Origin of the sequence: Aggregatibacter actinomycetemcomitans, assembly GCF_003130205.1 — a bacterium.
In the GTDB taxonomy this organism is placed as follows: Bacteria; Pseudomonadota; Gammaproteobacteria; order Enterobacterales; family Pasteurellaceae; genus Aggregatibacter; species Aggregatibacter actinomycetemcomitans_A.
This window is the reverse complement of the sequence record NZ_NRDF01000002.1, coordinates 152,531-172,945: the sequence shown is the minus strand read 5'-3', so window position 1 is coordinate 172,945 and position 20,415 is coordinate 152,531. Positions and strand designations below refer to the sequence as shown.

Sequence of the window (20,415 nt, the reverse complement as noted above, 5' to 3'; positions counted from 1 at the left end):
CCTTGCCGAGGTTCGTCGGTAGGAATACTATAAACCTTAACGTCAGGTTAAGGTCAAACAATTTTTTATGAATATCAGCCAAGCAGCCAAACTTAGCGGTTTATCCGCCAAACAAATCCGCGATTACGGAAAACGCGGTCTATTAAAACCCAGCGCAAGAACCCTCGCCGGTTATCGGCATTATGAAGAATGCGACTTAAAACGCCTGCATTTTATCCGCCACTCACGGGACGTGGGTTTTTCCCTGCAACAAATCGCCCAGCTGTTGCAATTACAAGACAACCCGCAACGCAACAGCCGCGAAGTGAAAAAACTCACCGCCCGGCACATCGAAACCTTAAACGACCAAATTCAGGCGCTACAAAAAATGGTCGCCGAACTGCAACGCTGGCACGATAACTGCCAAGGCAACGACTGCCCGGAATGTTCGATTTTGGAGGGCTTGAGTGAGTGAAAAGTGCGGTAATTTTTCATTACAATTTCAAGTAAAAATATAATTAAAAAATCTCTTACGCTTATCTTTTAAACATACACAATTCCTATAAAATAGACACATTTTTTATTTACTCACTTTACAAAGGACAAATTTTATGCAGAAGCCAGAAGCCAGAAGCCAGAAGCCACCAAGATTATGTTGAAAATTCAGCCACACAACAAGCCTTCCTAAACGACCTCGACGAAAAACTTTGGTCTTCCGCCGACCGTCTCCGCCAGCAACTTGACGCCGCCAACTACAAACACATCGTGCTTGGCTTAATCTTCTTAAAATACATCTCCGACAGTTTCACCGCACAGCAAGACAAAATCCGTGCCGAGCTTTCCGATCCTGAAAATCCCCTTTATCTTGACCGCACTTTTTACAGTTCCAACGAAGCCTATCAAAAAGCCATTGCTGTTGAGCTGGGAAACCGCGACTACTACACCGCCGGTAACGTGTTTTGGGTTCCCGCTCAAGCCCGTTGGCAAGCCTTGCAGGAAGTCTCTATCTTAAACACAGGGGCGGAATTGCCTTGGGGTGGAAAATTTGCAGGCGTGGCGCGTTTGATTGATGATGCCTTCGAGACAATAGAAAAAGACAACGAAAAACTCAAAGGCGTATTGCAACGTATCAGCGGCTATGCGGTGAATGAGGACACCATACGCGGGCTGATTATGCTGTTTTCCGACACCAACTTCACCGCGCCAAGCTACAACGGGCAGCCCGTGCATTTAGGCGCAAAAGACATCCTCGGACACGTTTACGAATACTTCCTCGGGCGGTTTGCCCAAGCCGAAGGCAAACGCGGCGGGCAGTATTTCACGCCAAAATCCATCGTCTCCCTGATTGTGGAAATGCTCGAACCCTACAAAGGGCGCGTGTATGACCCCGCAATGGGCAGCGGCGGCTTCTTCGTGCAAACCGAACGCTTCATCACCGCCCATCAAGGCAACATCAACCAAGTCTCCATTTACGGACAAGAATTTAACCCGACAACGTGGAAGCTCGCCGCGATGAATATGGCAATTCGCGGCATTGATTACGACTTCGGCAAACACAACGCCGACAGCTTCGCCCAGCCGCAACATCTGGATAAAAAGATGGATTTCATTATGGCGAACCCACCGTTCAACATCAGCGACTGGTGGAGCGAAAGCCTTGCCGACGACCCGCGCTGGGCATACGGCACACCACCCAAAGGCAACGCCAACTTCGCGTGGCTGCAACATATGATTTACCACCTTTCGCCCAACGGCAAAATGGCACTCTTGCTCGCCAACGGCTCAATGAGTAATCAGCTGCAAACCTATAAAGATGAAATCGCCGATTTGTTTGTGTATAACCAAACGCTGGTGATTAGCGATGGCTTAAATGCGCGCTTGGGTTCGCTTTCGGCGGATTTTCAACGTTTTACACCGTGGAAAGTGGTGGACGAAAAAGCGAAAAGCAAGCGGTTGGATTTTGGCGATGAATTACAAAATCTGCTAAACGGCTTGATGACACCGCAAAAGCTGTTGGATTATGTGCGTTATTTTGTGTTGTTTGAGCGGGCTTCTAATGGGGCATTGATTAAGAAAATCGCCGCCTATCATCAGTATTACGGCGTGAATGAAGCGGTAGAATCCACCGTGTTTGCGACAAGCGAGCAAGGCGACAAACGCATTGGCGTGATGTGGCATACGCAAGGTTCGGGCAAGTCGATTTCGATGCTGTTTTATGCGGGCAAATTGCTTTCGCAACCTGAATTGCGAAACCCGACGATTTTAGTCGTAACCGACCGCAACGATTTGGACGGGCAGCTGTTCCAAACTTTCAGCAGCGGTAAAGATTTAATCAAACAAACGCCGCAGCAGGTGGAAGACCGCGAAGCCCTTCGCCAATTATTGAGCGAACGGGAATCAGGCGGTGTGTTTTTCACCACCATTCAAAAATTCGGTTTGGACGATGAGGAAGATCAATTCCCCGTGCTAAATAGCCGCTCCAACATTATTGTGATTAGCGATGAGGCGCACCGCAGCCAATATGGTTTTACGCAAAAACTGAACAAGGGAAAATTCCAAGCAGGTTATGCGCGCTATTTGCGCAATGCCTTGCCGAATGCGTCTTTTATCGGCTTTACAGGTACGCCGATTAGTTTGGAAGATAAAGACACGCAGGAAGTGTTTGGGCGGTATGTGTCGATTTACGATTTGCAAGATGCGGTGGAAGATGGCGCAACTGTGCCGATTATTTATGAAGCGCGCCAAATTCAGCTGACCGAAAAAGCCGACCACGAAGCCTTGTTTGCCGAAATTGACGAGCTTTTAGAGGGCGAAGACAACCCGAAATTGCGCTTGCGGGAAAAATTGCTCGGCTCGGAAGCGCGATTGCGCGATTTGGCGGCGGATTTTGTCGCCCATTTTACCAAGCGCAATGAGCAGCAAGACGGCAAGGCGATGATTGTGGTTTCCAGCCGTCAGATTTGTATGGATTTATACAATCAAATCATTACACTGCGCCCTGATTGGCATTCAGACGGCATCAATGAAGGCGTGATTAAAATTGTGATGACAGGCAGTGCAAGCGATGCGCCCGAAATGCAGAAACACGTTTACAGCAAGCCCGAAAAACAAACGCTGGAACGCCGTTTTAAAGACCCAAACGACACGCTTAAAGTGGTGATTGTGCGCGATATGTGGCTGACGGGCTTTGATGCACCTTGTTGCAATACGATGTATTTAGACAAACCGATGAAAGGGCATAATCTGATGCAGGCGATTGCGCGCGTCAACCGTGTGTTCGCCAATAAAAGCCGTGAAAACGGCGGGCTGATTGTGGATTATGTGGGCTTGGCGGAAGAGTTGAAAGATGCCACTTTGCAATACACCAACTCCACAGGCAAAGGCAAGCTGGCGGAGAATGTGCAAGATGTGTTCTTCAAAATGAAAGAACAGCTGGAATTTGTCCGCACTTTGTTTGCCACCAAAATTGACGGCAAGGCGTTTGATGTGAACGCAGCGATTGGGCAAAGCGAAGCGGCAGCGCTGCTAAAAGCCATTGCTTTGGCGGCAAACCATATCGCCACGCTCGATCAACTGCCCGATGACGGCAAAGCGCATAATCAGCATTGGCAAAATTCCACCGACCCAGAGCCGCGCAAAAAAGCCTTTTTGAAGTCGGTTTCCAGCCTGAAAAAAGGCTATGCTTTATGTGGTGCGCTAAAAGAAGCGGAGGCCTTCAGCCAAGAAATCGCCTTTTACGATGCCGTGCGCGCTGTGCTTGCCAAACGTGAACAAAACGGCACGGGCGGCAAAGAACGCCTGATTCAGCTGAAAGCCTTAATCAATCAAAGCATTGTTTCTGAACTCACTTAAACTATTTCCGGTAATTTCCGGATGAATAAGAACTTCTGCCAATTTCTTCTTAAATTGATGACGAACTGTTTCATCTAATTTACACCACTCTTTCAAAGCTCGAGGATCAAACTCTAATTCATAGCTCATCTAAGCTAACCTTAATTCCTTTCTGTGGATTAGCTAAGCGATAACGTACCGTGTCTAACAATTCTTGTTCTTTGTCCGTGATAATAACAGATTTTATCGGCAAACTATGATTTTCTGTAATATATTGAAAATAAAGACGAATTGCCTCGCTTGGGGAAATATTTAATTGCTCCAATACAGCATAAGCCTGCTGTTTTAATTCATTGTCTAAACGAACATTTAATGTTGCCATTAACAACCTCCTTTAATGTAATGCAGAATGTATTACACAGAATAAAGGCATTTTCAAAAAATGTAAATTAATTAAACAGACAAGCTCATCACCTCCGCCATATCCACAGTTCCTGCCTTGATCCGCCAGCGTACATTAAATTCATACAACGAAATGCCGTAAATTCGCTCGGTAGTTTTGCCTTGTTGGTAGGCGGGGCGGGGGTCTTGTTGGATGACTTCGGTGATGAAACGTTGTAAGTGCGGTCGATTTTTACTGTGTTTTTTGACCGCACTTTGCGCTTCCGGCGTAAATTCTACTTTTAGCGGCGGGCTCGGTTGGCTTTGGGCGAAGCCGGAGATAGCATCGGGTTCGCTATCGGCGTAAGCCAGGTACGGTTTGATGTCGAGAATCGGCGTGCCGTCCACCAAATCCACAGAACCAAGATGTAGCAAGACTTTGCCGTTTTTGCATTCCACTTGTCGCAATGCCACTTTGGATAAACCGATAGGATTCGGGCGGTGGGTGGCGCGCGAAGCAAATACGCCGACACGTTGGTTACCGCCTAAACGCGGCGGACGGACCGTAGGATGCCATTTGCCTTGCGGGATCTGATCGAACTGAAAAATCAGCCAAAGATGGCTGAATTGCTCCAAACCGCGCACGGATTCCGCTTGATTGAAAGGGGGCAATAATTCAATGACTCCCGTGCCATCCTGTACCAAATTCGGTTGGCGCGGCACAGAAAATTTTTCTTTGTAAGGAGTATGAATGACGGCAATGGGCTGCAATGTGAGAGAATCGGACATATTTTCCTTAAAACAGTTAAAATCTGCGAAATAACCTTGTAGAATAGCGCACTATTTTAGCTAAAAGTGCGGTGAAAAAAAGCAATGTTTTTCAACATGGGTTTTGCCGGGAAGATCAAACGGCAGCCAATAAATAACATTGCGCTGCTTCGTTGTAAATGTGGAAATTATGACAAAAAATACAATAAAAATGTGGATTGAAACGGCACGTCCGAAAACCTTGCCGTTAGCCTTAGCGACCATTTTAACGGGCTCGGCGCTGGCTTATTGGGCAGGCAGTTTCCATTGGGGCGTCACCGTGTTATGTTTGCTGACCACCTTATTTCTGCAAATTCTCTCCAACTTCGCCAATGATTACGGCGATCACCAAAAAGGTTCCGACACCGCCGAGCGTATCGGTCCGTTACGCGGAATTCAACAAGGCGCGATCTCCGCTGCACAGTTGAAAAAAGGGTTATATTTGATGATTGCCTTGAGTTTTGTTTGCGGCGCCATATTAATCGGCACGGCATACCAAAATTTGAGCGACTTAATCGCTTTTTCCGTCCTCGGCGTACTCGCCATTATCGCCGCCATCACTTACACCGTAGGCAGTAAGCCTTACGGCTATTTGGGTTTAGGCGATATTTCCGTGCTGATTTTCTTCGGTTTATTGGGCGTGGGCGGCACTTATTATTTACAGGTTCACACGTTTTCTGCGGAAATTCTGTTGCCTGCCGTCGCCAGCGGTTTATTAGCCTCCGCCGTATTGAATATCAATAATTTGCGCGACATTGAACAGGATCGCAAAGCGGGCAAAAATACCCTGGCGGTACGTTTGGGCGCGCATAACGGGCGCATTTATCATTGCATTCTGCTTGCCGTCGCCGCACTGTTTTACCTCTTATTTGCCGCCATGAATTTACGCCATCCGTTGAGTTTTGTGTTTTTGCTGACCTACCCGTTATTACTGAAACACGCCTTCTTCGTTTTCACTCACAAGGAACCGACGGCGCTGCGTCCGATGTTGGCGCAAATGTCGTTATTGGCGTTGCTAATCAACGGGCTATTTAGTTTTGGCTTGCTTCTGGGCTGATAATCGGACTATACTAGCCCGCAGTATTCATCTTAAAAATAGGGTCTTTTATGTACATTGATACTTCTGAACTTTGCGATATTTATCTCGACCAGGTCGATGTTGTCGAGCCCATTTTCTCCAGTTTCGGCGGACTCAGTTCCTTCCACGGCAAAGTCACCACCGTGAAATGTTTTGAAAATAACGGTCTGATTGCTGAAATTTTAGAAGAAAACGGCGAAGGCCGGGTGTTATTGGTGGATGGCGGCGGTGCGGTGCGCCGTGCGTTAATTGACGCAGAACTCGCCCAATTAGCGGCAGACAACCAGTGGGAAGGCATTATCGTTTACGGTGCGGTGCGTCAAATTCAGCAGTTGGAAAATATCGACATCGGTATTCATGCGTTGGCTCCGATTCCGGTTGGTGCGGACGGTTCTAATCATGGCGAAACCGATATTCCGGTGAATTTCGGCGGCGTCACTTTCTTCCCGGAAGATTTTGTTTATGCCGATTTAACCGGCATTATCCTGTCGCAAGAAGCCTTGGATTTGGAAGATTTCGAGCAGGATTAAATGTAAAATTCGGCTTCTAATTTAAGGTCTGAAAAAGTGAAATGGTGAAAGCCGGTTCCGTGCTGAATATCGCGTGTATCTTTGTTATCGCCACCGTTGGCTACTTCTTCTGGTTAAACTAAATTAACCATAAAAAAACAGCCCCTTAATTAGCGCATTATTAAGGGGCTGTTTTATTTTGGACTAATTAATCCTCCGGCACAATATCCTTTAAACACTGAAAAATTTCACGATAGGCTTTTGCCGGTTTATTTTGTTCTTTTTCCTTATTGGCGGCGCGAATCAAATTGCGTAAATGTTGCCGATCGGCATGGGGATAATCCGCTAAAAAATCCATTAATGCGCTATCGCCTTTTGCCATAAGCTCATCACGCAGTAATTCCAGTTTGTGTAACATGGCTTGCTGTTGCAAATGTTTGTTTTCCAGTTTATCCAAGGCGTCCTGAATCGGCTCAACGTCCATACTACGCAATAATTTGCCGATATATTGCAACTGGCGGCGACGCGCTTCTTTTTGCAGGTGCTGCGCCAAATTTACCGCTTCCAGCAAAGATTCTTCCAATGGAATTTTATCTAATTTGGCTTTGGTCAGCTTAACCAGTTTTTCACCCAGTTTTTTTAATTCTTCCGCGTCCCGTTTAATTTCGCTTTTACTGACCCAAATGATTTCTTCCTGTTCGTCGTCCTGCCAGTCAAAATCGTCTTTTTTACGTTTTGCCATGTTTTTTCCAACCGTTCTGCTTAAAAGTGCGGTGCATTTTAGCACAGAATCTATGGTTCGCCTTAAAAAGAAAAATAGGCTAAAATTGCCGAAATTTCACAATCGGGAAAACCACAATGCAACAAAAAACACTTAAAAAATCTACCGCACTTTTACGCCAACAGGAACAACAATTACGTGACGCCGTTAGCCTTGCCATTGAAATCGCGCAAAAAGCGGGCGCCACCGCCGAAGTGGGCGTCACCAAATCCGGCGGGTTGTCCGTCTCTACCCGCCTCCGGGAAATTGAAAACGTTGAATTTAACAATGACGGCGCGTTAGGCATTTCCGTTTATCTGGGACAACAAAAAGGCAACGCCTCCACTTCCGATTTAACGCCGGACGCCATCAAAAGCACTGTCCAAGCCGCCCTTGCCATCGCCAAATATACTTCTCCGGACGATTGCACCGGCTTGGCAGATAAAGAGCTGATAGCATTTGACGCACCGGATTTAGCATTGTATCACGCCGCTGAAATAGAGGTAGATCACGCCGTGCAACTCGCGCTGGAAACCGAAAAAGCGGCGTTGGAACATGATGTGCGTATCGTCAACAGCGAAGGCGCTTCTTTCAATGCCCATACCGGCGTGCGGGTTTATGGCAACAGCCACGGTATGTTGCAAAGTTATTTATCCAGTCGCTATTCCCTTTCCTGCTCGGTGATTGCCGAACACAACGAGCAACTGGAACGGGATTACGAATACACCGTCGCGCGGGATATTACGCAATTAGCGCAGCCAAAATGGGTCGGTGAACATGCCGCGCAAAAAGCCATTGCCCGTTTGCAACCGCAAAAACTCGCGACCCAACAAGCGCCGGTCATTTTCTTAAATGATGTGGCAACAGGTTTAATCAGCCATTTGGCGGCAGCCATCAGCGGCAGCAGTTTATATCGCAAAGCCAGTTTCTTATTGGATCATTTAGGCAAGCAGGTGTTGCCGGATTGGTTTGACATCGTGGAAAGACCACACTTACTTGGTCAGTTGGCGTCAACGCCTTTTGATAGCGAAGGCGTAAGAACGCAGGATATGGACATCATCCGCAATGGCATCTTACAGACTTATTTGCTTACCAGTTACAGCGGTCGCAAACTCGGCATGCAAAGCAACGGGCACGCGGGCGGCATTCATAACTGGTTGGTGAAAGCAAATTCATCGGGAAAACTCACCGCACTTTTACGTCAAATGGATCGCGGTTTGCTGGTTACGGAAGTGATGGGGCAAGGCGTTAATCCGGTTAGTGGCGATTATTCACGCGGGGCGGCGGGCTTCTGGGTGGAAAACGGCGCGATTCAATACCCGGTGGCAGAAATCACCATTGCCGGTCAATTACCTGAAATGTTGCGCAACATTGTTGCCGTGGGGGATGATATTGAACACCGCTCAAATATTCAAACCGGTTCTATTCTCTTGGAAAATATGAAAATTTCCGGTAATTAAAATATTTTTGCTAAATGATAATAATTCTTATTGACAACAATTAAAACTCTGCTAACATAAGCCACATCTGTTAAGTATTGCAATGAAGATGAACGGTAGTCATTGGAAGTCTGCATAGTACTCCAAACAGGTAGAGTAGAAAGTAAATTCGTTAGGGTATTTGAAAAGACTGAAGTTTAAGCTTCAGTCTTTTTTTTGTTAGAATAGCGAAATTCTCCTCTGCCAAAGGTAACCCTAAATGAAAAAACACCACGTTGATATTCTGATTTCCGAACAGGAAGCCCGCTCCCGCATCCGGGAACTCGGTAAAGAAATCACCGCCTTCTATCAATACAAAAATATCAGCCGCTTGGTTGTGGTAGGCTTATTGCGCGGCTCCTTTATGTTCATGGCGGATCTGGTGCGCGAACTGCATTTACCGGTAGAAGTTGAATTTATGACGACCTCCAGCTACGGTAGCGGCATGACCACCAATCACGATGTACGAATCAGCAAAGACTTGGACGGCGACATCAAAGGCAAAGACGTGCTGATTGTGGAAGATATTATCGACACGGGTTACACCCTGGAAAAAGTACGCGAAATTTTGAATTTGCGTGAACCGGCGTCCCTGGCGATTTGTACTTTACTCGACAAACCGTCACGCCGTGAAGTGCAGGTACCGGTGGATTGGGTGGGCTTTACCATTCCCGATGAATTCGTAGTGGGCTACGGCATTGATTATGCCCAACAGCACCGTAATCTGGGCTATATCGGCAAAGTGATTTTGGAAGAATAACGGAAAAACGGCTTATCCATGGATAAGCCGTAAATTCATTCGAAAAACCCACCGCACTTTTTGTGTGGTGGCTCTTTCTTATTTTCTGAACTCGCGTTTTTCTTTAAAAGTGCGGTGCGATTTTTCTTTAAATTTGCGTTCGCTTTTAAAGTTGTTATCTCCAGAACGTCCGCCGCGACGCTTGCCGCCGAAGTTATCGCCGCCCCGTTCGCTTTTGGCTTCACCGATGAAAGACATACGCATTTGTTTGTTCAGCACGCGGGTTTTGCCGTACTGTTGTAACAATTCTTTCGGCATGCCTTGCGGCAATTCAATGGTGGAATAATCGTCATAAAGTTTGATGTGACCGATATAACGGCTGTTAATATCCCCTTCGTTGGCAATCGCGCCCACAATATGACGCACTTCCACGCCATCGCCACGTCCGACTTCAATACGGTATAAATCCATCGGTTGCGGCGTACCGTAACCTTTGCGTTCCCCGCGACGCTCCGCCGAACGCGGATTTTCACGACGATCGCCACGCTCACCACGTTCGCGACGGGCTTTTTTATCTACGACCGGATCCGGTGGGATAATCAGTTTCTGTTTGCCTTGCAACAACATCATCATTGCCGCCGCAATGTCTTCCTGCGATTGATCCGCCGTGAACATGTCTTCCAGTAACTCACGATAAAGTTCCAGATCATGATGTTCCAATTGAGTGGTAATTTTATCTTTGAATTTTTTACGACGGCAGGCTTGCAATACTTCATGATTCGGCAATTCCACCTCTTCAATATTTTTCTTGATGAGATGTTCTACATTACGTAATAAACGATGTTCACGCGGTTCAACAAATAATAATGCCCGACCGGAACGCCCCGCACGACCGGTACGTCCGATACGGTGAACATAGGATTCGGCATCCAGTGGAATATCGTAGTTAACCACCAGGCTGATACGTTCAATATCAATGCCGCGCGCCGCCACATCGGTGGCAACGACAATATCTAAGCTACCACTACGCAAACGGTCAAGGGTTTGTTCACGTAACTGCTGGGTCATGTCGCCATTTAACGCAGCGGCACGAAAGCCGTGTTTTTCCAATAATTCGGTTACGTCCAGCGTACCGGTTTTAGTGCGAGTGAAAATAATCGCTGCATCAAAATCTTCCACTTCCAGGAAACGCAATAAGGCATCGTTTTTACGGAAACCGTGTACATACCAACAACTTTGCGCAATATCCGGCGCGCTTTGTTGGGTCGCTTTGATTTTGATTTCTTGCGGATCTTTCATGAAACGTTTGGTAATACGACGAATCGGCTCCGGCATGGTGGCGGAGAATAAGGCGGTTTGGTGATGTTCAGGCAGTTCCGCCATCACGGTTTCCACATCTTCAATAAAGCCCATGCGCAACATTTCGTCCGCTTCATCCAATACGATAGCTTTGAGTTCCGCCAGATTTAATGTGCCGCGACGAATATGATCCAGAATACGTCCCGGTGTTCCCACCACCACTTGCGCGCCTTGTTTGAGGGCGCGTAATTGAATGTCATAACGTTGACCGCCATATAAGGTCACGATATTGATGCCTTTGGCATATTTCATAAATTGTTCGCAAGCGTCGGCAACCTGAATCGCCAGCTCACGGGTCGGCGCCATTACCAATAATTGCGGATGTTTTTCATGAGGATCAATTTTTGCCAGAATCGGTAAGGCAAATGCCGCTGTTTTGCCGCTGCCGGTTTGCGCCATACCCAATACGTCACGCCCTTCCAGTAAGTGCGGTATACAAATTTGTTGAATCGGGGAAGGGGTCTCAAAACCCAGATCGGAAACAGCATTAAGAATGAATTCAGGCAAGCCTAAATCCATGAAAGTTATTTTAGTTTCAGTCATTAAAAATACTCGAATTATATAAAGGAAAGCTCAATAAAGTGCTTTCAGGTTAATCACAATGTGCGCCGTTTTACGTCTTACCACATGTTATCGGTTAAGCCATGCTCACCATTATTCCGTTTGAACCTGTTGTCCTAATTTCAGTAGCTCAAACACCGCAAAACGATACTCCACAAAGTTATACACCTGATTTGCAATAGCCAGTTTTAATAAGGCCTCCGCCTCATCAACCTGTCCCATATTGAGTTTTTGTTTTGCCAGATAAAAGTAGGTTTCAGTAAGAATTTCCGCATATTGCGTAGAAGTTTGCTTGGAAAACTGCTCCGCTTTAGCCTGTAATTCCCGTACTGAAAGTTTGCCCAAATAGTATTGAACAATGTAGGTACCCCAATAATCATGAGAAAGCCCAATTGCACGTTGAGCCAGATTTTTTCGTGCTTCGGCAGGCTTGAATTTTAATTCATTCAAATACAGCCATAAAACACGGTAGGGATCGGATTTATTGCGTTGATAGAAACTCAGAAAATCCTGTTGGGCAAGGTTATAACGCCCCACATAATAGAAATCCAAAGCACGATTTAACATCGTATATTCATAGTCGGGATCCAAGCTAAGCACCGCATTAAATGCTTCCAAAGCCCCGTCGTAATCTTCATCAAGTAATAAATAAAGTCCCAAATAGTTATACACCGCAGCCATTTTCGGTTGCAGTGCAAGAGCCTGAGTAAAATCATAACGTGCTAAAGCCCAAAGCCCCAAACTATCGTAAAGCACACCCCGTTCAAAATGCAGGGAGGCACGTTCTTCATTACTCATTTTCCCAACCAGCAAAACTTGGCTAATCCGAACAATCATCACTTCCCGTTCAAAATGTTGAGCAGGGTTTTGATCGGCTAATACCACAGAATTTTTAGACACAAAGCTTTGATTGGTTCCGACACAACCGGACAGCAGCAAAGTGAAAAATAAACCAGGTAGAAACACCGTGAAATTAAACAACCGACGTTGTGTCATTTCTTGCCAGCCTTAAAGCATGGGTCTGCTTGTTGAAAAATAATGTTACGACACATGCGCCGTAACATTAATCCTAAACTAAATCACTCCTGTTTCAAACATGTCGTCGGCAGGTTGGTGAACAGTATTTTGTTTAGGCACAAGGTCTTTCATAGTTAAACGGATACGACCCTGACGATCGATTTCGACCACTTTCACCATCACTTCTTGTCCTACTTGTAGATAATCGCTCACTTTTTCCACACGTTCTTCAGCGATTTGTGAAATATGAACCAAACCCTCTTTGTTACCGACGATTGCCACAAATGCGCCAAAATCGGCCAAACGGATAACTTTACCTTTGTAAATTGCACCGACTTCTACTTCGGCAGTGATGTCTTCAATGCGCGCCATTACATCCTGTACTGCATTTTTATCTACTGCAGCAATTTTCACCGTACCATCGTCATCAATATCGATGGAAGTGCCGGTTTCTTCGGTCAACGCACGAATTACCGCACCGCCTTTACCGATAACATCTTTAATTTTCTTCGGATCGATCTTCATGGTGTAAATACGCGGTGCAAAATCGGAAATATCCGCACGCGGCGCCGGAATCGCCTGTTCCATCACACCAAGAATGTGCATACGCGCACTTTTCGCTTGATTCAAGGCAATTTGCATGATTTCTGCAGTAATACCTTCAATCTTAATATCCATTTGCAATGCGGTCACACCTTCACGGGTACCGGCAACTTTAAAGTCCATATCGCCTAAGTGATCTTCATCACCAAGAATATCGGAAAGCACCACAAATTTATCCTCTTCTTTCACCAACCCCATGGCGATACCTGCTACTGCCGCTTTAATCGGCACACCGGCATCCATTAAGGCAAGAGAGGCACCACATACGGACGCCATAGAAGAAGAACCGTTTGATTCGGTGATTTCGGATACCACACGAACTACATAAGGGAATTCGACAAGCGTTGGCATAACTGCCGCTACACCGCGTTTTGCCAAACGACCGTGACCGATTTCACGACGTTTCGGTGAACCGATCATACCGGTTTCACCCACGGAGTACGGAGGGAAGTTATAGTGGAATAAGAAGTGATCGGAACGTTCACCGGTCAATTCATCAATAATTTGCGCATCACGTTCTGTACCTAAGGTCGCGACTGCCAAGGCTTGGGTTTCACCACGGGTGAAAATCGCGGAGCCGTGGGTACGCGGTAATACGCCGGTGCAAATATCCAATGCACGCACGGTATCCACCGTACGGCCATCGATACGTGGTTCACCCGCAATAATACGACCACGCACGATTTGGCTTTCAAGTGCGGTAAAAATATCAATAATTTTGCCTTCGCTGATTTCTTCATCTTCAGCGGTGATTTGTGCAATCACATCCGCTTTAATAGCATCTATTTGCGCATAGCGGGATTGTTTTTCTGTGATACGATAAGCATCGCCTAAACGGGCCTCCGCCAAGGCTTTCACTTTGTTAATTAACGCCGTATTCGGTTCGGGCGCAACCCAATCCCAACGCGGTTTGCCCGCTTCGGCAACAAGTTCTTTAATGGCTTCAATCACCACTTGTTGTTGCTGATGACCGTAAACCACTGCCGCCAACATTTGTTCTTCGGTTAAAATATCCGCTTCGGATTCCACCATTAACACGGCTTTATCAGTACCCGCCACCACTAAATCCAAACGGCTTTGTTTTTGCTCGTTCATGGTTGGGTTTAATACGAATTGACCGTTAATAAAGCCGACGCGCGCTGCACCGATAGGACCGTTAAACGGCACACCGGATAAAGATAAGGCGGCGGACGCACCGATCATCGCCACTAAATCCGGACTGATTTGCGGATTTACCGAGACCACAGTGGCAACCACTTGAATTTCATTGAAAAAACCTTCCGGGAATAACGGACGAATCGGACGGTCGATTAAACGGGCGATTAAGGTTTCACCTTCGGACGGGCGACCTTCACGTTTGAAGAAACCGCCGGGAATACGACCGGCGGCATAAGTACGTTCTTGATAATTCACGGTCAACGGAAAGAAATCCTGACCTTCTTTCACATCTTTTTTAGCAACCACGGTCACGAATACGGTCGTATCGTCCATGCTTGCCATAACCGCTGCGGTTGCCTGACGGGCGATCGCACCGGTTTCTAAAGTTACGGTATGCTGACCGTATTTAAACTGTTTAACAATTGGATTCACAATGTTTTCCTTTTTGAAAATAAATAATAACGATGTTTTATTTTCCAATTTGCGACTAGCAAAAATAATCTTAAAACCGACCGCACTTTCATTGGCTACCACGCGGAAAATTACTTTTGTTAGCCGCACGCTAATTCAGAAAATAAAACCGGCACATTATACTAGGCTTTTGCCCCCTTGGGTAATTTTTTTAATCAAATCATATTTATTACTACCCGCCTTGACACGCCGGTGATAAAATTTTCCTCGCATTAAATAAACACATCAAAAATAACAAAGGAAAGGAGAAAATCATGATTATAGGAGATCTTACCCGCGCAGATGTAAAATTGGGCTTACCGCCCGTTATTGCACAAATCTGTGACTATTTAAACGAATTAGACTTAACCGCGTTAACCAATGGACACCATGACATTACCGACCAAATTTACATGAACGTTATGGAATTTGACACCGTCCCGGCAAACAATAAACAAGCAGAATTACATCAAAAATATTTAGACATACAAGTGTTAATCAGCGGCGCCGAAAGTATTGATTATGGCGTGACCTCCCCTGATTTAAGCCAATACACCGATTACAACGATGCCGACGACTATCAACTTTGCCCGGTTATCGAACAGCAAAATACCCTGACCTTAAGACCGAAAATGTTCGTGGTATTTTACCCGTACGAACCGCACCGCCCGGGCTGCAACGTCAACGGACAAGCGGTTAAATTAAAAAAACTGGTGGTGAAAATCCCCGTGGCGTTAATCAAATAAATCATTAAATACCTCAAACCTATTCTTGAGGTATTTTTTGTTACTCATCGACTGTGCATAAGTTTGGGGACAAATTTCGGAAAACCGCGAAATAATCCGTGAGTCGTTTTTCATGCCCCATTATGCGAAAGCCATCTGTCTATCAATGTTCAAATCTTCAGCAAAAATAATCGGTCAGCCACTCCATTCATTTTCCTTAATATTTTTTGCACAAATCCTGTTTAGCAAATAACCAACCAATTTTTCACTCAATTTGCCTTGCCATATTTCTTAACCCCCTTGTGAGTTATTCAGTATTTCTGTGGATAAAATTGTGTTTTAGCGAAGGTATAACTTGAAATAAATCCCATAAACTCCCTTTGGAGTGAAATCAGAAGTAAAATTTCCTTTATTCATCAATCAGCTGCTAAAAAAACAACGGCATTTTTCTGTTAATGAAAAATGCCGTTTCATACTGTACATTTATTGTTCAAATTACAAATCTTGCAAATAACGCTGCCAATCGAAGTATTGCCCCGGATCGATTTTTCGCCCCGGCGACACATCACAATGCCCAACAATGCGTTCTTTGGTAATCCGCGGATACGCCTGCATAATTTGCCGCGTTAAGCGCTGTAACGCGTCATATTGCTGCGCGGTAAACGGCTGTTCATTGCTACCTTCCAATTCAATGCCGATGGCAAAATCATTGCATTTTTCCCGCCCTTCAAAACAGGATAATCCCGCGTGCCACGCGCGGTCGTTAAAATTCACATATTGCGTAATGCACCCCGTGCGTTCAATCAAACAATGTGCCGACACCCGCAGCGGGCTGATTTCCTGAAAATACGGATGCGCCTGCACATCCAGTTTGCCTTGAAAAAAATCATCAATATAACCGCCACCGAACTGTTCCGGCGGCAGACTGATGTAATGAATAATCAACAGGGAAATGTCCTGTGGGTCGGGGCGTTGGTCAAAGTGCGGAGAAAGCACCTGTCTTTCATCAAGCAACCAACCGTCTTTAATTTGTCGTTGTTTTTCCATCATAAGATTTTCTTTTTGCGATCCAGATCCCATAAAAGTGCGGTGGAATTTCACGGTGTTTTTTACCTCAGGCAAAATGCGGCACCTAATTTGGTACACATTATTTTTTACTAAAGGTATTTTTATGAAAATTCAATCCACGTTTATTTCGCTAAAATCCGTTAAAAAAGGGTTTACATTAATCGAATTAATGATCGTCATTGCTATCGTTGCCATTCTTGCCACCGTAGCCGTGCCATCTTATCAAAATTACACCAAAAAAGCGGCGGTTTCCGAATTATTACAAGCCTCCGCGCCATTACGTTCCGAAGTGGAACTCTGTATTTATAATACCGGTAAGGCTGAAAATTGTAGCGGCGGACAAAACGGCATTCAAGCAGATGTTGCGGATGCTTCGAAACAAAAATATGTGAAATCCACCGCGGTCAAAGCCGGGGTCATCACCGTTACCGGCAAAGGCAGTTTGGATAAAATCAGCTACACCCTTACCGCTTCGGGCACCGCTGCCAGCGGAGTCAGCTGGAGCGCCGCTTGCGGCAATAATGCCGACATTTTCCCGGCAGGTTTCTGTTCTTAATCGCTAACGCAGCGGGGCAATGATCTATGCAAAATCCGATGGCGCAAGGTTATTCAATTCACAGCCAAAATCACGGGGAATTTACCATTGCGCCCGAGCTATGGCTTAAAAATCAGCAACAACAAACCGTCTTGTTGCGTTATCTCGCGCTACCCCTAGCAGAAAACGGGCAAACCTTGTGGCTCGGGTTGGACTCGTTAACCAACCTGAGCGCCTGCGAAGCCTTTTCTTTTCTCACCGGCAAAACTATTGAGCCGGTTTTAATTGAAAGCCAAACCCTAAAAACCGCATTACAGGATTTATCCCCACGCGTCGAAAAAGTCGAAGAAAATCAACCGCTCTTTTATTCCACCCTGCCACAGGAACAGCCTACACAACCGTCCGACGATCCGATTATTCGGCTGTTAAACGATATTTTTGAAAGCGCGACGGCACAAAAAGCCTCCGATATTCATCTGGAACCGCAAGCAGACTGCCTGCAAACCCGTTTTCGTATTGACGGCGTACTACAGGTGCAAAACACCGTTCCGTTATCCATGGCGAGCCGACTGATTTCACGCCTGAAATTATTGGCGAAACTGGATATTAGCGAAACCCGCCTGCCGCAAGACGGACGCTTTCAGTTTAAAACCACCTTTTCCGATACGCTGGATTTTCGCCTTTCCACCCTTGCCACCCAGTTCGGAGAAAAAGCGGTCTTGCGTTTGCAACAAAATCGTCCCGTGCAACTGGCATTCGGTGAACTGGGTATGACGGAATCACAGCAACAGCGTTTTCGTCGTGCGTTAAGCCAACCGCAAGGATTAATTTTAGTCACCGGTCCGACAGGCAGCGGCAAAAGTATTTCTTTATATACGGCGTTGCAGCACTTAAACACGCCCGAAAAACACATTATGACGGCGGAAGATCCCATTGAAATTCAGCTCCCCGGCATTATTCAAAGCCAGGTGAATCCGCCTATCGGGTTGGATTTCAGCCGATTGCTTCGCACGTTTTTACGCCAGGACCCGGACATTATCATGTTGGGAGAAATTCGTGATGAAGAAAGCGCCGCTATGGCATTACGCGCCGCGCAAACGGGGCATTTGGTGCTTTCGACGCTGCATACCAACGACGCCCCTTCCGCCATTTCCCGCCTGCAACAACTCGGCATTCAACGCCATGAAATCGACAGCAGTTTGTTGCTGGTGATTGCCCAACGTTTGGGGCGCAAACGCTGCCAAAAGTGCGGTGGAAATGCCACGCGTTTTTGCGATTGCCATCAAGGCTACAAAGGGCGTGTCGGGGTCTATCAATTCTTACAACCGAATTCACAACATCCGCAGAGCTATGAAACGGATTTCGCCGATTTACGCCAAAGTGCCTTGGAAAAACTCAAAGACGGCACCACGGATCTAGCCGAAATCCAACGGGTGTTAGGACAAACCCATGCTTAAATTGAAACTGTTTCAATGGCGCGCCGTTAACCGTTTGCAGCAAAAGCAAAAAGGCTTAATCGTGGCGGAAAGCGAGGCGACGGCGCAACAGCAATTGCTCTCCCGCGGGTTGCAAAACATCAAATTGCAACAAAACTGGCAATTTAGCCACAAACCGAAAAATGCCGACATCTGCACGCTGCTTTCCCAGCTGGCGACGCTGTTACAAGCCGCCGTACCGTTAAAAAACAGCCTGCAAATTCTGTTGCAAAACTGCACCAATATTGCCCTGAATCACTGGCTTCGCCGCTTATTACAGGACATTGAAAGCGGCTTGGCGTTTTCCCATGCGTTGGAACAACAAGGGTTATACTTAACCTATCAGGAGCGTCAACTGATTCAGGTGGGCGAAATGACAGGCAAACTTGCTGCCGTTTGCCAAGAAATCGCGCAACATAAACAACAAACATTGGCGTTGCAACGCAAGATTCAGAAAATCCTGCTTTATCCTTTGCTGGTGCTCGGCATCTCATTCATTTTAACCGCACTTTTATTGTTGTTTATCGTGCCGCAATTTGCCGCCATGTATGACAACAGCAACGCGCAACTGCCCGCGTTCACGCAGGTTTTACTAGCCCTTTCCCAAGGCTTGCAGGATTATTGGTTCGCCTTGCTCATTTTTATTACGCTGACCGTGACGTTAGTCCGTTTTCGACTCAAACATTCGCCTTGGCTTAACCGACAAAAAACCAAGTTAATTAACAGTATTCCGTTGCTCAATCGCATTGTGCAACTCTCCCGCCTGGTGGGTTTCAGTCGCAGTTTATTTCTAATGTTACAGACAGGCATTCCGCTGCATCAGGCGCTGCAATCTTTTCTGCCGAGGCAACAAAGCTGGCAAACCAAACCGCAACAGCAAGGCGATTGGCTATTAATTGCGGAAGTACAATCGGCGCTGCATTGGATCCAACAGGGTTATCCGTTCTCCGCCAGCGTAAGCGGACAAATCTTCCCACCGGCGGCACAACAAATGCTGCAAGTCGGCGAGCAAAGCGGTCAGTTGCCGAAAATGCTGCAATTTATCGCTAACGATCATCAGCAACAGTTGGATCACCAAATCGATCTGCTATCACAAATGCTGGAACCGTTGTTAATGGTGATTATCGGCGGGCTGATCGGTTTGATTATGCTCGGTATGTATTTACCGATTTTCAACATGGGCTCGCTGGTACAATGATGTGGCTGCTTTTTTTGCTTGGCGGCGTACTATGTGGCTGGCGCGTTCATCATTATGTGGAACATTTCGCCGACAACCTAAACCGCGAAGTTTATACCGCTTACACGGAAATTTACCCGCAAAATCCACCGCACTTTATGGTGGAAAAGTCTATTCTGAAACCACTCAAACGGCATTTCTCCGCACGCCTTTATCGCCTTTTATTTGCCTTATTGTTCATTATTTGTTACGCCATCAATGAACCATTACAAGCCCTTTGCTTTGCACTGTATGGCACCTTATTAATTGCCATTTCCCTGGTGGATTGGCACTATCGCCTAATTTCACCCGCCTTATGCCAAGCCCTGTTCGCCCTCGGCTTAGGCGCAGCATACTGGCAAATCGGCACATTAACGTTGGCGCAAAGCCTGCAAAGTGCGGTCATTTTTTTCGGTGTTTTTTATGCCATCTACCACGCCGCAAAATGGTACTACCGACAGGAAGCCCTCGGACGCGGCGATTATTGGCTGGCACTGGGCTTAGGCGTTTTTCTCCCGGTACACCGACTTCCCGTTTTTTTATTCCTCGCCTGCTTTTTCGGCTTACTATATGCCGCCTACGCCAAATACCGACACCGTGCACTCAACGCCGTGCCTTTCGGCCCCTTTATGTCCCTCGCCGGCGTGGTCTGTTTATTGCTTAATTGATGTCATGAACGTATGATC

18 protein-coding genes and 2 pseudogenes are annotated in these 20,415 nt (G+C 46.4%); 12 read left to right on the top strand and 8 right to left on the bottom strand.

The genetic code is table 11. The features are described from left to right. Nucleotides 1-67: 67 nt before the first annotated feature. The 3 genes and pseudogenes from DK423_RS02920 to DK423_RS11635 form a co-directional block, all read left to right on the top strand. Nucleotides 68-454 (top strand): MerR family DNA-binding protein, encoded by a 387-nt coding sequence (locus DK423_RS02920; protein WP_005558628.1) that lies wholly within the window; start codon nucleotides 68-70, stop codon nucleotides 452-454. Between the two features lie 177 nt (nucleotides 455-631). Next, nucleotides 632-1,776 (top strand): annotated as a pseudogene (locus DK423_RS11640) (N-6 DNA methylase); the annotation flags it as partial. After that, nucleotides 1,771-3,822, top strand: a pseudogene (locus DK423_RS11635) (type I restriction endonuclease subunit R); the annotation flags it as partial. The pseudogenes DK423_RS11640 and DK423_RS11635, both read left to right, overlap by 6 nt. Here the strand turns inward: DK423_RS11635 and DK423_RS11270 are convergent. The 3 genes from DK423_RS11270 to tsaA form a co-directional block, all read right to left on the bottom strand. Beyond that, nucleotides 3,796-3,960: a type II toxin-antitoxin system RelE family toxin gene (locus tag DK423_RS11270; protein ID WP_081111348.1), complete on the bottom strand. Its 165-nt coding sequence runs from the start codon at nucleotides 3,958-3,960 to the stop codon at nucleotides 3,796-3,798. The pseudogene DK423_RS11635 and the gene DK423_RS11270 sit on opposite strands and share 27 nt — an antisense overlap. Continuing rightward, nucleotides 3,950-4,192, bottom strand: coding sequence for a type II toxin-antitoxin system RelB/DinJ family antitoxin (locus DK423_RS02905; RefSeq protein ID WP_061886852.1), 243 nt, complete (start codon nucleotides 4,190-4,192; stop codon nucleotides 3,950-3,952). Before DK423_RS02905 ends, DK423_RS11270 begins: the two co-directional genes overlap by 11 nt. A gap of 71 nt (nucleotides 4,193-4,263) precedes the next feature. Further along, on the bottom strand, nucleotides 4,264-4,980 hold the full coding sequence (gene tsaA, locus DK423_RS02900; protein WP_005558618.1) for a tRNA (N6-threonylcarbamoyladenosine(37)-N6)-methyltransferase TrmO: 717 nt from the start codon (nucleotides 4,978-4,980) through the stop codon (nucleotides 4,264-4,266). A gap of 169 nt (nucleotides 4,981-5,149) precedes the next feature. Here tsaA and DK423_RS02895 point away from each other — a divergent pair, with 169 nt between their 5' ends. Both DK423_RS02895 and rraA read left to right on the top strand, forming a co-directional pair. After that, nucleotides 5,150-6,055, top strand: coding sequence for a 1,4-dihydroxy-2-naphthoate polyprenyltransferase (locus tag DK423_RS02895; protein WP_061886070.1), 906 nt, complete (start codon nucleotides 5,150-5,152; stop codon nucleotides 6,053-6,055). A 50-nt stretch (nucleotides 6,056-6,105) separates the two neighbouring features. After that, on the top strand, nucleotides 6,106-6,606 hold the full coding sequence (gene rraA / locus DK423_RS02890) for a ribonuclease E activity regulator RraA (RefSeq protein ID WP_005558612.1): 501 nt from the start codon (nucleotides 6,106-6,108) through the stop codon (nucleotides 6,604-6,606). A gap of 187 nt (nucleotides 6,607-6,793) precedes the next feature. Here the strand turns inward: rraA and yjgA are convergent, their stop codons facing one another. Then, a complete protein-coding gene (gene yjgA / locus DK423_RS02885) occupies nucleotides 6,794-7,327 on the bottom strand; it encodes a ribosome biogenesis factor YjgA (RefSeq protein ID WP_005558610.1) in 534 nt (177 codons plus the stop codon). Nucleotides 7,328-7,443: 116 nt separating this feature from the next. On the opposite strand from yjgA, the gene pmbA reads away from it, so the two are divergent. Together pmbA and hpt are read left to right on the top strand one after the other, a co-directional pair. Further along, nucleotides 7,444-8,805, top strand: a complete 1,362-nt coding sequence (pmbA, locus tag DK423_RS02880; protein WP_005558609.1) for a metalloprotease PmbA — start codon at nucleotides 7,444-7,446, stop codon at nucleotides 8,803-8,805. Between the two features lie 238 nt (nucleotides 8,806-9,043). Then, nucleotides 9,044-9,583 (top strand): hypoxanthine phosphoribosyltransferase, encoded by a 540-nt coding sequence (gene hpt / locus DK423_RS02875; RefSeq protein WP_005558607.1) that lies wholly within the window; start codon nucleotides 9,044-9,046, stop codon nucleotides 9,581-9,583. Nucleotides 9,584-9,661: 78 nt separating this feature from the next. Here hpt and DK423_RS02870 read toward each other — a convergent pair whose 3' ends face one another. The 3 genes from DK423_RS02870 to pnp form a co-directional block, all read right to left on the bottom strand. Further along, nucleotides 9,662-11,464 (bottom strand): DEAD/DEAH box helicase, encoded by a 1,803-nt coding sequence (locus DK423_RS02870; RefSeq protein ID WP_061886851.1) that lies wholly within the window; start codon nucleotides 11,462-11,464, stop codon nucleotides 9,662-9,664. Nucleotides 11,465-11,575: 111 nt separating this feature from the next. After that, on the bottom strand, nucleotides 11,576-12,478 hold the full coding sequence (gene nlpI, locus DK423_RS02865) for a lipoprotein NlpI (RefSeq protein WP_005558603.1): 903 nt from the start codon (nucleotides 12,476-12,478) through the stop codon (nucleotides 11,576-11,578). 78 nt (nucleotides 12,479-12,556) lie between these two features. Further along, nucleotides 12,557-14,692 (bottom strand): polyribonucleotide nucleotidyltransferase, encoded by a 2,136-nt coding sequence (pnp, locus tag DK423_RS02860; protein WP_032996830.1) that lies wholly within the window; start codon nucleotides 14,690-14,692, stop codon nucleotides 12,557-12,559. 293 nt (nucleotides 14,693-14,985) lie between these two features. On the opposite strand from pnp, the gene nanQ reads away from it, so the two are divergent. Continuing rightward, nucleotides 14,986-15,456 carry an N-acetylneuraminate anomerase gene (gene nanQ, locus DK423_RS02855; protein WP_005558599.1) on the top strand — a complete coding sequence of 157 codons (471 nt, stop codon included), beginning with the start codon at nucleotides 14,986-14,988 and terminating at the stop codon, nucleotides 15,454-15,456. Between the two features lie 474 nt (nucleotides 15,457-15,930). Here nanQ and ampD read toward each other — a convergent pair whose 3' ends face one another. Further along, nucleotides 15,931-16,485 carry a 1,6-anhydro-N-acetylmuramyl-L-alanine amidase AmpD gene (gene ampD / locus DK423_RS02850; protein WP_005558597.1) on the bottom strand — a complete coding sequence of 185 codons (555 nt, stop codon included), beginning with the start codon at nucleotides 16,483-16,485 and terminating at the stop codon, nucleotides 15,931-15,933. Between the two features lie 121 nt (nucleotides 16,486-16,606). Here ampD and DK423_RS02845 point away from each other — a divergent pair, with 121 nt between their 5' ends. From DK423_RS02845 to DK423_RS02830, 4 genes are read left to right on the top strand one after another with little or no spacing between them, the layout of a single operon-like run. Beyond that, complete coding sequence (locus DK423_RS02845) at nucleotides 16,607-17,059, top strand: pilin (RefSeq protein ID WP_005558595.1); 453 nt, start codon at nucleotides 16,607-16,609, stop codon at nucleotides 17,057-17,059. Nucleotides 17,060-17,085: 26 nt separating this feature from the next. Beyond that, entirely contained in the window at nucleotides 17,086-18,495 is a 1,410-nt protein-coding gene (locus DK423_RS02840; RefSeq protein ID WP_005558593.1) for a GspE/PulE family protein, read from the top strand. Further along, complete coding sequence (locus tag DK423_RS02835; protein WP_109043864.1) at nucleotides 18,488-19,711, top strand: type II secretion system F family protein; 1,224 nt, start codon at nucleotides 18,488-18,490, stop codon at nucleotides 19,709-19,711. Before DK423_RS02840 ends, DK423_RS02835 begins: the two co-directional genes overlap by 8 nt. Next, nucleotides 19,708-20,397 carry a prepilin peptidase gene (locus DK423_RS02830; protein WP_005558590.1) on the top strand — a complete coding sequence of 230 codons (690 nt, stop codon included), beginning with the start codon at nucleotides 19,708-19,710 and terminating at the stop codon, nucleotides 20,395-20,397. The genes DK423_RS02835 and DK423_RS02830 overlap by 4 nt, the downstream gene beginning before the upstream one ends. The last annotated feature ends 18 nt before the right edge of the window (nucleotides 20,398-20,415 follow it).

What these genes read in the sequence shown, in the direction of transcription:
- DK423_RS02920 (WP_005558628.1), top strand. Translation starts at nt 68, where the DNA reads ATGAATATCAGCCAAGCAGCCAAACTTAGCGGTTTATCCGCCAAACAA.
- DK423_RS11270 (WP_081111348.1), bottom strand. Translation starts at nt 3,960, where the DNA reads ATGAGCTATGAATTAGAGTTTGATCCTCGAGCTTTGAAAGAGTGGTGT.
- DK423_RS02905 (WP_061886852.1), bottom strand. Translation starts at nt 4,192, where the DNA reads ATGGCAACATTAAATGTTCGTTTAGACAATGAATTAAAACAGCAGGCT.
- tsaA (WP_005558618.1), bottom strand. Translation starts at nt 4,980, where the DNA reads ATGTCCGATTCTCTCACATTGCAGCCCATTGCCGTCATTCATACTCCT.
- DK423_RS02895 (WP_061886070.1), top strand. Translation starts at nt 5,150, where the DNA reads ATGACAAAAAATACAATAAAAATGTGGATTGAAACGGCACGTCCGAAA.
- rraA (WP_005558612.1), top strand. Translation starts at nt 6,106, where the DNA reads ATGTACATTGATACTTCTGAACTTTGCGATATTTATCTCGACCAGGTC.
- yjgA (WP_005558610.1), bottom strand. Translation starts at nt 7,327, where the DNA reads ATGGCAAAACGTAAAAAAGACGATTTTGACTGGCAGGACGACGAACAG.
- pmbA (WP_005558609.1), top strand. Translation starts at nt 7,444, where the DNA reads ATGCAACAAAAAACACTTAAAAAATCTACCGCACTTTTACGCCAACAG.
- hpt (WP_005558607.1), top strand. Translation starts at nt 9,044, where the DNA reads ATGAAAAAACACCACGTTGATATTCTGATTTCCGAACAGGAAGCCCGC.
- DK423_RS02870 (WP_061886851.1), bottom strand. Translation starts at nt 11,464, where the DNA reads ATGACTGAAACTAAAATAACTTTCATGGATTTAGGCTTGCCTGAATTC.
- nlpI (WP_005558603.1), bottom strand. Translation starts at nt 12,478, where the DNA reads ATGACACAACGTCGGTTGTTTAATTTCACGGTGTTTCTACCTGGTTTA.
- nanQ (WP_005558599.1), top strand. Translation starts at nt 14,986, where the DNA reads ATGATTATAGGAGATCTTACCCGCGCAGATGTAAAATTGGGCTTACCG.
- ampD (WP_005558597.1), bottom strand. Translation starts at nt 16,485, where the DNA reads ATGATGGAAAAACAACGACAAATTAAAGACGGTTGGTTGCTTGATGAA.
- DK423_RS02845 (WP_005558595.1), top strand. Translation starts at nt 16,607, where the DNA reads ATGAAAATTCAATCCACGTTTATTTCGCTAAAATCCGTTAAAAAAGGG.
- DK423_RS02840 (WP_005558593.1), top strand. Translation starts at nt 17,086, where the DNA reads ATGCAAAATCCGATGGCGCAAGGTTATTCAATTCACAGCCAAAATCAC.
- DK423_RS02835 (WP_109043864.1), top strand. Translation starts at nt 18,488, where the DNA reads ATGCTTAAATTGAAACTGTTTCAATGGCGCGCCGTTAACCGTTTGCAG.
- DK423_RS02830 (WP_005558590.1), top strand. Translation starts at nt 19,708, where the DNA reads ATGATGTGGCTGCTTTTTTTGCTTGGCGGCGTACTATGTGGCTGGCGC.